This window comes from Neisseria sp. HMSC070F02, assembly GCF_001814225.1.
Lineage (GTDB): Bacteria > Pseudomonadota > Gammaproteobacteria > Burkholderiales > Neisseriaceae > Neisseria > Neisseria meningitidis.
Genome location: NZ_KV815496.1, coordinates 25,997 through 33,794 on the forward strand (window position 1 = coordinate 25,997; position 7,798 = coordinate 33,794).

Consider the following 7,798-nt stretch of genomic DNA (forward strand, 5'->3'; position numbering starts at 1 on the left):
CGCCTTGTCCTGATTTTTGTTAATCCACTATATAGATAAGAAGTCAGTGTGCCAAATATTAAAAAGCCCTGCCATCGAAATGATGGCAGGGCTTAATTCTTGCAAAGCGGCAATCAGCGTTTGAACAGGTTGCCGAATTTGTTGTTGAATTTGTCCACGCGGCCGGTGGTATCAACGATTTTTTGGGTGCCGGTATAGAACGGGTGGCACAGGGAGCAAACCTCGATATTGAAGTTTTCTTTTTCCATCGCGGATTTGGTTGCGAATTTGTTGCCGCAAGAGCAGGTAACGTTGACTTCGTGGTAGTTCGGGTGAATACCTTGTTTCATTTGATTTCCTTTCAAAAAAGCGGGCATAGGGGATGTACCTATGCTACAGACAAGTCCGACATTCTCTCTATTTTCTGTTGTTACGTCAAGAGTATATTCGATAAAATGTATAGTGGATTAACAAAAACCAGTACAGCGTTGGCCTCGCCTTGCCGTACTATCTGTACTGTCTGCGGCTTCGTTGCCTTGTCCTAATTTTTGTTAATCCACTATAAAAAGTTCTTTTGAGGGAGGTTTGATGGGATCAAAATTCTTTTTCCTGCTGCTGCGTTTTGCCGGTTCGGGGTTGCCGCCGTCACATATGCGCGGCATCGGCATCGTCGGCAGACGGGTGCGCGGTTTTTTGGCGCGGCGGGTTTCTCCGCATATCGGACGCGGGGTCAATATCGAACGCGGGGCGTATGTGTTTCCGGATACGGTTTTGGGCGACGGCTCGGGCATCGGGGCAAACTGTGAAATCTGCCGTGGGCTGGTGGTCGGCAAAAATGTGATGATGGAGCCGGAATGTCTGTTTTATTCAAATAACCACAAGTTTGACCGTTCAAAAAACGCTTTGAGGGCTACACGGAAATCCGTCCGATTACGTTGGAGGACGATGTCTGGCCGGGGCACAGGGTGATTGTAATGGCGGGCGTAACCGTCGGACGCGGTTCGGTCGTGGGCGCAGGCGCGGTGGTTACAAAAGACATTCCGCCCTACTCTTTGGCGGCAGGCAATCCGGCAGTGGTGAAAAAGAATCTGCCGGAAGGTTGAATGCCGTCTGAACGTGTCGGGGCGGATGATCTAAAAAAACAGGAACATCGTTTCTGTTTTTTTTGCGCCTCAGACGGCATCGCTATTGTGCCAGCGCGGTATCGATTTCTTGGTAGAGTTTGCCGAAATCGGGTTCGCCGACGTAGGTTTTGAGGATTTCGCCTTTTTTGCCGATAAGGACGGAAGTCGGATAAACCTGTGTGCCGAACGCCTGTCCGACAGCTTTGTCCGCATCATACATGACGGTAAACGGCAAACCGTAGTCTTTGACATATTGGCGGACGCTTTCTATCGGATCGATGGGCTGGGCGACGGCAAGGACTTGGAAGTTTTTGTTTTTATAGTCATTTGCCGTTTTAATGATTTTGGGCATTTCGCTCACACAACCCGGACAGGAGGGAAACCAAAAATTAATCAGGGTTACTTTGCCTTGCAGGTCGGCGTTGGAAACGGTTTTTCCGTGCAGGTCGGGCAGGGAGAAGGCGGGCGCGGTTTTGCTGTCGGGGATGAGGACGATGGCAAGGAGGATGCCGATCAGTGCGACGACGGCGGCGGTGAGTATTTTTTTCATTCGGACAAGGCTTCCAATGCGCGGGCAAGGGTGGCGGGCAGGCTGACGGTGCGTTGTGTGGCGGCGTGGACGGGCATCAGGGTGATGTCGGCTTCTGCGGCGGTTTTGCCGTTTGGCAGTGTAATCGTCTGGGTCAGCACAATACGGCGCGTGCCGGGGGTTTTCAGGCGGCATGAAAACTGCAATACGTCGCCTTCGACGGCGGGGCGGCTGTATCGGATGTCGATGCGGGCGACAATCAGTATGAGGCCTGCCAACTCGTGCAGCAGTCCGCGTTCTTCAAAAAACGCCCAGCGCGCTTCTTCGAAAAATTCGAGGTAGCGCGCATTGTTGACATGGCCGTAGCCGTCGAGATGGTAGTTGCGGACGGTCAGCTTCATCAGTTCAGGTTGATGGGTTGGAAGGCTTCGCGGGCAAGCGGTTCGTGTTCGAGGTCGGTGATGACGGTAGAAAGCTGGATGTCGAACCATTCGTTGAAAATGTCGGCATCGAGCGCAGGCCACTCGCGTTCGTCTTCGCACCAGTCGGCAAGTTCGGCGGCGAAAATGTCTTCAAAACGGGTTTCGATTTCGTCCCATACTTCGTCGGCGGTTTCGCACGGGCGGACAAGGTAGGAATTCGCGTCGGCTTGGATGTCTTCGAGGGTCAGTCCGTCAAGGTGGTTGCCCGGCAGGGTTTGCAGCCAGTTCCAAAAAGGTTCTAAAGGGATGAGGACGAATACGCTGCGGTTGACTTCGTACATGGTTTTTCCTTTGCTGTCGCGCGGTATGCGCAAAAAAGAGATTATAGCCCAATCTGTGGTTTCGGACTGTCCGTTCCGACAGAAGGGAATGCCGTCCGAACACGGATTTTCAGACGGCATGGCTTTAAGGTTGTGTTCCAGGTTGCGTTTCGGCTTCCCCTGCTGCTTCTGCCTGTGTTTCGGATACGGAATCTTCTTGAACGGCAGTTTCCGCCGCGCCGGTTTCGGCACTTTCGACCAATTCGTCGATGTCGATGTTATCTTCCGTACCTTCGGCAGGTGTTGCACCGGTCTGCCGCGCACGGACTTTCATATAGAGGTCGCGCGTGTAGCTGTATTTGTCGATGGCGGCTTCGTCCAGACTGTCGGTCAAATCGAGCAGACCTTCGCGCGTACTGACGGCGGATACGGCAGTCGTGCCCCAGCGTCCGACAGGGGTGCGGAAGACGATATTCTTGGGCGAATAAACGGAGGTAATACCCGTGCCGAGCGCGTCGCGGACGGTGGACGGCCCTAAGACGGGCAACACGAAATAATTGCTGTTTTTCCATCCCCACGAAGCAAACGTGTCGCCCAAGGTGTTTTTATTGTCGGGAATGCCGCCCGCGCCGGCGATGTCGATAAGCCCGCCCAAACCGAAAGTGGTGTTGATGCCGACGCGGACAAGGTCTTCGCTTGCGCGTTTGATGTCCAAGCGCAAGATATTGCTACCGAAGCTGACCACGTCGCACAGGTTGTTAAAAAAATTGGACACGCCGGCGCGGACGGGTTTCGGCGCAACTTTGCGGTAGCCGCGCGCGGCAGGGGCGAAAATGTAGCGGTCGGCTTGGTCGTTGAATTTGAAAACGGCGCGGTTGTAGCCTTCATAAGGGTCGGCGGGGCGGGTTTCGGCAAATGCAGGGGCGGAAGCGAACCCGATCAGCAGGAGGAAGGCATAGGCGGTTTTTTTCATGATTTCAGCCAGTCTTTGATTTCGTACAGTTCGGACAGCGCGCGCACGGATTCGGGAATGCCGGTCAGCCTGACGCTGCCTTTGCAACCGCGCAGCACTTCGAGCAGCAGCGACACGCAGGCGGAATCGGCGCGTCCGACGCCGCTCAAATCAACCGCGCAGGTGTCTTTCAGACGACATTGCTGTCTGAAGCGGGTAAAAGCGGCGGCGGTCAGGGTTTTGACGGTGATGTCGCCGCCGATGTGCAATATTCCGTTTTTGAGTTCTGTATGCATAGCGTTTGCTCGGAAAACCCATACCGCCCTCGGACGGTATGGTTTGTCGGTTATTTGCCGCCGTTTTTGGCTTTCAACTCGGCAATCAGTCCGTCCACGCCTTTCGCTTTGATAATTTCGCCGAATTGGTTGCGGTACACGGTAACCAGGCTCGCGCCTTCGATGGCGACGTTGTAGGTACGGTATTTACCGCCGCTTTGGTAGGTGGTGAAGTCCATGTTGACGGGTTTTTGCCCGGGTACGCCGACTTCGGCGCGGACGATGATTTCTTTGCCGCCTTTATTGACGATGGGATTGTCTTTGACGTTGACGTTGGCGTTTTTTAATTTCAGCATCGTGCCGGAATAGGTGCGGATCAGCAGGGTTTGAAATTCTTTGGCCAACGCTTGTTTTTGCGCGTCGGACGCGGTGCGCCAAGGGTTGCCGACCGCCAATGCGGTCATACGTTGGAAATCGAAATAGGGAATCGCATAGGCTTCGGCTTTTTGGCGGGCGGTGTTGGCATCACCGCTTTTTAAGATGCTCAATACTTGAGTGGCGTTTTGACGGATTTGGTTTACCGCGTCGGCAGGGGCGGCAAATGCCATGCCGATGCTCAAAATACCGATGCCCAATGCGCTGATGAGGGAGGATTTTTTCATGATTAAGTGTCCTAGTTTGAATATGATGGCATACGTTTATTCGGCGGCTTTTTCCGCATTGCCGCCGTCGGCATTTTTCTCGGCAAAACTCGTCATGAATTTGCCGATAAGGTTTTCCAGAACCATTGCAGAACTGGTTACGGAGATGGTGTCGCCGGCAGCAAGGTTTTCCGTGTCGCCGCCCTGCTGCAGCCCGATGTACTGCTCGCCCAAAAGTCCCGAAGTCAGGATTTGCGCGGAAACGTCGCTGCTGAACTGATACTTGCCGTCCAAATCGAGGCGCACCCTCGCCTGATAGGATTTCGGGTCAAGTCCGATAGCGCCGACGCGCCCGACCAATACGCCTGCGGATTTGACGGGGGCATTGACCTTCAAACCGCCGATGTCGCCGAAATCGGCATATACGGTATAAGTCTTGCCGGAATTGCCGAACGCCGCGCCGCCCGCCACGCGGAAAGCGAGAAAGGCAACCGCCGCCGCGCCAATCAGGACGAACAGTCCGACCCAAAATTCCAATATGTTCTTTTTCATTAAAGTTCCTTGAATATCCGATGTTCCGCGTTTCGTCTTCAGACGCCCTGTCAATCTGTAAACATCCACGCGGTCAATATAAAATCGACCGCCAAAATCGTCAGGGCGGACGAAACCACCGTGCGCGTGCTGGCGCGCAAAATGCCTTCCGAGGTCGGGACGCAGTGGAAGCCCTGATGCACGGCAATCAGCGTTACCGCCACGCCGAACGCGGCGGATTTGATCAGACCGTTGATTACATCGTAATGTATCGTGATGTTGTTCTGCATTTGCGACCAGAAAATGCCGCTGTCCAAGCCCAGCCAGGTTACACCGACCAAATACGCGCCGAAAATACCCGCCACGTTGAAAATCGAAGCCAAAAGCGGCATGGAAAACACGCCCGCCCAAAAGCGCGGCGCAACCACGCGGGCGACAGGGTTTACCGCCATCACGTTCATCGCTTCGAGCTGTTCGGTCGTTTTCATCAGACCGATTTCGCTGGTCATCGCACCGCCCGCGCTGCTGGCAAACAGGATCGCCGCCAACACCGGACCCAGTTCCCGCAACAGCGAAGCCGCGACCATATAGCCCAAAATATCGGCGGATTTGAATTTCGACAACTGCGTATAACCCTGCAAACCCAAAACCATACCGACGAACAGCCCCGAAACGGCAACAATCAGCACCGACAGCACGCCGGCGAAATACACTTGGCGCACGCTCAGGCGCGGACGGACGAAAGCCGTACCGGACTTCGCCAGAATGTTCAGCAGAAACAGCGTAATACTGCCGAGGGATTGAATAAGGCCGAGGGTTTTCGCCCCGACGGAACGGATAAAATTCATAAATTTCTATATGTAAAGTTCAACGGTTTCAGACGGCACCTGCTCATTTACCCGAGCAAATCCTGCTGCAACGACGTTTGCGCCGGATAGCGGTATGCTACGGGGCCGTCTGCCAGCCCGCCGACAAACTGGCGCACCCAAGGCGAATCCAGTTCGCGCATTTCCTGCGGCGAGCCGGAGAACATAATTTCGCCGTGCGCCAAAAAAATCACCTGATCGACGATTTCCAAAGATTTTTCAATGTCGTGCGTTACCATAACGCTGGTCGAACGCAAAGCCTTATTGACGCGGCTGATCAAGTGGGCAATCACGCCCAAGGAAATCGGATCGAGGCCGGTAAACGGTTCGTCGTACAACATAATTTCAGGGTCGAGCGCAATCGTGCGGGCAAGCGCGACGCGGCGCGACATCCCGCCGGACAACTCGGACGGCATCAGGTTTTCCACGCCGCGCAAACCGACCGCGTTCAGTTTCAACAAAACCAAATCTCGAATCACCGCTTCCGGCAGGCGTGTCAGTTCGCGCATCGGAAAAGCGATATTGTCGAATACCGACAAATCGGTAAACAGCGCGCCGTGTTGGAATAATACGCCCATACGGCGGCGGTGTTCATACAACTCGTCAGCCGAAAAGCCCGCCAAATCCCGTCCTTCAATCAAAACCTGCCCGGACTGCGGACGAATCTGTCCTGTAATCAGTCGCATCAGCGTGGTTTTGCCGCTGCCCGAACCGCCCATTACGGCAGCAAAATTGCCTTGCGGAATGCTGAAATTGATGTTCTTCAGAATCGGGCGGTCGCCATACGCGAAGGCGACGTCTTTCATTTCGATAAAGGGGGATGGGCTCATGTACGGACGGACGGTAGGTTTGACGGCGTGTATTTTAAGGCTTATCGGGAAGACGGGCAATTTTCAGACGGCATACGGACGGTAAATGTTGTGAAAATGCCGTTGTCGGCGGCGGATTGTTTGCTGTGGCGAAAAATGTTATCTTTCAAATGATAACCTTTATCAGAAAACTATGGAAAAAGCAGAACATTTGAACAGCAGCCGGTTCGTCAATCTAGTCAAAAGCGGCGGCGGCAGCTATGTGGAGGGCAGCTACCGTTTCGATACTTTGTCCAACGGCATTTCCATCCACGGCGGCACAGTAACGGCACGGTGTGATTTTTGCAGCAGCCGCCTCGCCGAACCTTATGTGTCGTTCGTGCTGTTGCTGGAAGGCTCTTTGAACTTCGGCATCAACCGGAGCCGATTCCAAATCGATGCGGACGGTGGCAAGATCGTCCTGATTGCTGTCGGGGAAGAAGTCTTGTTCAGCCGCTATCTTTACCGAGGCGGCAAAACGGTCAAAATGACAATTAAAGGTATGGAGCAATGGCTGCTGCGTCCGGAGTATGCGTGTTTTACACCCATACTTTACCGCGAACCGGTCAGAATATGGAATTTGTCCCCAAACCTGCGCGGTTTGGCGGCATCCTGCCTGCAAGCCGTCCCAAAGGGGCATTTGGGCGAAACATTGCGCCGCGAGGCGGACGTTTTGCGGCTGCTGTCGGATTTGTGGGACACGGTTTCAGACGGCATCGGGCCGGCGGCGGGGCAAACGGCGGAAGCAGACGCTATGCCGTCTGAAGACTTCAGCCGCACCCTAAATGCCGCGTTTGCCGACGGCGCACACCAAGTCAACCGGCTGGCAGACGCGCTGAACATCAGCGAAAGGACGCTGCAACGCCGTATGCGCGACCATTTCGGCATTACCGCAAGCGAGTGGCTGCACCACAAACAAATGCAGCACGCGCTCTACCTGTTGCAAAACGGGGGCAAAAGCATAGGCGAAACCGCGTATTTGTGCGGCTACCGCCACGTTTCCAGCTTTACTCAGGCATTCAGGCAATATTTCGGCAGCACGCCTGCGGAAACCAAAAAAGAAAACCGGTAAGCCGCATTTGATTTAAAACCCGAAATCCGCATGTCTGGATATGTTCAGTTTTTGGGTACTGATTCCAAAGGTCAATCTAAATTTATTTTTGTTGGAACCAATGAAAATGGTAGTATTACCACGATACATACAAAATCAGGAAAAGACTTTTGGAGAACTTTGAATAACAATCCAAAAAACAAAACAATTTATCCAAAGGCAAGATAAATGTTATATAAATGTAAAATCAAAAAGTTAGA

At 53.5% G+C, this 7,798-nt stretch carries 13 protein-coding genes and 1 pseudogene; 3 read left to right on the forward strand and 11 right to left on the reverse strand.

Annotated elements, in window-relative coordinates:
• Window positions 1-113 precede the first annotated feature (113 nt).
• Together rpmE and HMPREF2959_RS13575 are read right to left on the reverse strand one after the other, a co-directional pair.
• Entirely contained in the window at window positions 114-329 is a 216-nt protein-coding gene (gene rpmE, locus HMPREF2959_RS10110) for a 50S ribosomal protein L31 (protein ID WP_002218070.1), read from the reverse strand.
• A gap of 101 nt (window positions 330-430) precedes the next feature.
• Window positions 431-558: pseudogene (locus HMPREF2959_RS13575) on the reverse strand (IS5/IS1182 family transposase); the annotation flags it as partial.
• A gap of 9 nt (window positions 559-567) precedes the next feature.
• Between HMPREF2959_RS13575 and HMPREF2959_RS10115 the strand changes: the two are divergent.
• Window positions 568-948, forward strand: a complete 381-nt coding sequence (locus tag HMPREF2959_RS10115) for an acyltransferase (protein ID WP_002235230.1) — start codon at window positions 568-570, stop codon at window positions 946-948.
• Window positions 949-953: 5 nt separating this feature from the next.
• On the forward strand, window positions 954-1,082 hold the full coding sequence (locus HMPREF2959_RS10120; protein WP_002256059.1) for an LbetaH domain-containing protein: 129 nt from the start codon (window positions 954-956) through the stop codon (window positions 1,080-1,082).
• An 82-nt stretch (window positions 1,083-1,164) separates the two neighbouring features.
• Here HMPREF2959_RS10120 and HMPREF2959_RS10125 read toward each other — a convergent pair whose 3' ends face one another.
• From HMPREF2959_RS10125 to HMPREF2959_RS10165, 9 genes are all read right to left on the reverse strand, one after another.
• Entirely contained in the window at window positions 1,165-1,653 is a 489-nt protein-coding gene (locus tag HMPREF2959_RS10125) for a peroxiredoxin family protein (RefSeq protein ID WP_002214835.1), read from the reverse strand.
• Window positions 1,650-2,033, reverse strand: a complete 384-nt coding sequence (locus tag HMPREF2959_RS10130; RefSeq protein WP_002214837.1) for an acyl-CoA thioesterase — start codon at window positions 2,031-2,033, stop codon at window positions 1,650-1,652. Before HMPREF2959_RS10130 ends, HMPREF2959_RS10125 begins: the two co-directional genes overlap by 4 nt.
• The gene (locus HMPREF2959_RS10135; RefSeq protein ID WP_002243901.1) at window positions 2,033-2,395 is read right to left on the reverse strand and encodes a hypothetical protein; all 363 of its coding nucleotides are present in this window, start codon (window positions 2,393-2,395) and stop codon (window positions 2,033-2,035) included. Before HMPREF2959_RS10135 ends, HMPREF2959_RS10130 begins: the two co-directional genes overlap by 1 nt.
• A 124-nt stretch (window positions 2,396-2,519) precedes the next feature.
• Window positions 2,520-3,347, reverse strand: coding sequence for an MlaA family lipoprotein (locus HMPREF2959_RS10140; RefSeq protein ID WP_002214840.1), 828 nt, complete (start codon window positions 3,345-3,347; stop codon window positions 2,520-2,522).
• Window positions 3,344-3,622, reverse strand: coding sequence for an STAS domain-containing protein (locus HMPREF2959_RS10145; protein ID WP_002218074.1), 279 nt, complete (start codon window positions 3,620-3,622; stop codon window positions 3,344-3,346). The genes HMPREF2959_RS10140 and HMPREF2959_RS10145 overlap by 4 nt, the downstream gene beginning before the upstream one ends.
• Window positions 3,623-3,672: 50 nt before the next feature.
• Window positions 3,673-4,263, reverse strand: coding sequence for an MlaC/ttg2D family ABC transporter substrate-binding protein (locus HMPREF2959_RS10150; RefSeq protein ID WP_002243900.1), 591 nt, complete (start codon window positions 4,261-4,263; stop codon window positions 3,673-3,675).
• A 36-nt stretch (window positions 4,264-4,299) separates the two neighbouring features.
• Window positions 4,300-4,794 (reverse strand): outer membrane lipid asymmetry maintenance protein MlaD, encoded by a 495-nt coding sequence (gene mlaD, locus HMPREF2959_RS10155; protein ID WP_002223101.1) that lies wholly within the window; start codon window positions 4,792-4,794, stop codon window positions 4,300-4,302.
• Window positions 4,795-4,844: 50 nt separating this feature from the next.
• Window positions 4,845-5,621: a lipid asymmetry maintenance ABC transporter permease subunit MlaE gene (gene mlaE, locus HMPREF2959_RS10160; RefSeq protein ID WP_002219882.1), complete on the reverse strand. Its 777-nt coding sequence runs from the start codon at window positions 5,619-5,621 to the stop codon at window positions 4,845-4,847.
• A gap of 47 nt (window positions 5,622-5,668) precedes the next feature.
• Window positions 5,669-6,469, reverse strand: coding sequence for an ABC transporter ATP-binding protein (locus HMPREF2959_RS10165; protein WP_002243899.1), 801 nt, complete (start codon window positions 6,467-6,469; stop codon window positions 5,669-5,671).
• 172 nt (window positions 6,470-6,641) lie between these two features.
• On the opposite strand from HMPREF2959_RS10165, the gene HMPREF2959_RS10170 reads away from it, so the two are divergent.
• Entirely contained in the window at window positions 6,642-7,559 is a 918-nt protein-coding gene (locus tag HMPREF2959_RS10170; protein ID WP_002243898.1) for a helix-turn-helix transcriptional regulator, read from the forward strand.
• Window positions 7,560-7,798: the final 239 nt, after the last annotated feature.

What these genes read in the sequence shown, in the direction of transcription:
- rpmE (WP_002218070.1), bottom strand. Translation starts at nt 329, where the DNA reads ATGAAACAAGGTATTCACCCGAACTACCACGAAGTCAACGTTACCTGC.
- HMPREF2959_RS10115 (WP_002235230.1), top strand. Translation starts at nt 568, where the DNA reads ATGGGATCAAAATTCTTTTTCCTGCTGCTGCGTTTTGCCGGTTCGGGG.
- HMPREF2959_RS10120 (WP_002256059.1), top strand. Translation starts at nt 954, where the DNA reads ATGGCGGGCGTAACCGTCGGACGCGGTTCGGTCGTGGGCGCAGGCGCG.
- HMPREF2959_RS10125 (WP_002214835.1), bottom strand. Translation starts at nt 1,653, where the DNA reads ATGAAAAAAATACTCACCGCCGCCGTCGTCGCACTGATCGGCATCCTC.
- HMPREF2959_RS10130 (WP_002214837.1), bottom strand. Translation starts at nt 2,033, where the DNA reads ATGAAGCTGACCGTCCGCAACTACCATCTCGACGGCTACGGCCATGTC.
- HMPREF2959_RS10135 (WP_002243901.1), bottom strand. Translation starts at nt 2,395, where the DNA reads ATGTACGAAGTCAACCGCAGCGTATTCGTCCTCATCCCTTTAGAACCT.
- HMPREF2959_RS10140 (WP_002214840.1), bottom strand. Translation starts at nt 3,347, where the DNA reads ATGAAAAAAACCGCCTATGCCTTCCTCCTGCTGATCGGGTTCGCTTCC.
- HMPREF2959_RS10145 (WP_002218074.1), bottom strand. Translation starts at nt 3,622, where the DNA reads ATGCATACAGAACTCAAAAACGGAATATTGCACATCGGCGGCGACATC.
- HMPREF2959_RS10150 (WP_002243900.1), bottom strand. Translation starts at nt 4,263, where the DNA reads ATGAAAAAATCCTCCCTCATCAGCGCATTGGGCATCGGTATTTTGAGC.
- mlaD (WP_002223101.1), bottom strand. Translation starts at nt 4,794, where the DNA reads ATGAAAAAGAACATATTGGAATTTTGGGTCGGACTGTTCGTCCTGATT.
- mlaE (WP_002219882.1), bottom strand. Translation starts at nt 5,621, where the DNA reads ATGAATTTTATCCGTTCCGTCGGGGCGAAAACCCTCGGCCTTATTCAA.
- HMPREF2959_RS10165 (WP_002243899.1), bottom strand. Translation starts at nt 6,469, where the DNA reads ATGAGCCCATCCCCCTTTATCGAAATGAAAGACGTCGCCTTCGCGTAT.
- HMPREF2959_RS10170 (WP_002243898.1), top strand. Translation starts at nt 6,642, where the DNA reads ATGGAAAAAGCAGAACATTTGAACAGCAGCCGGTTCGTCAATCTAGTC.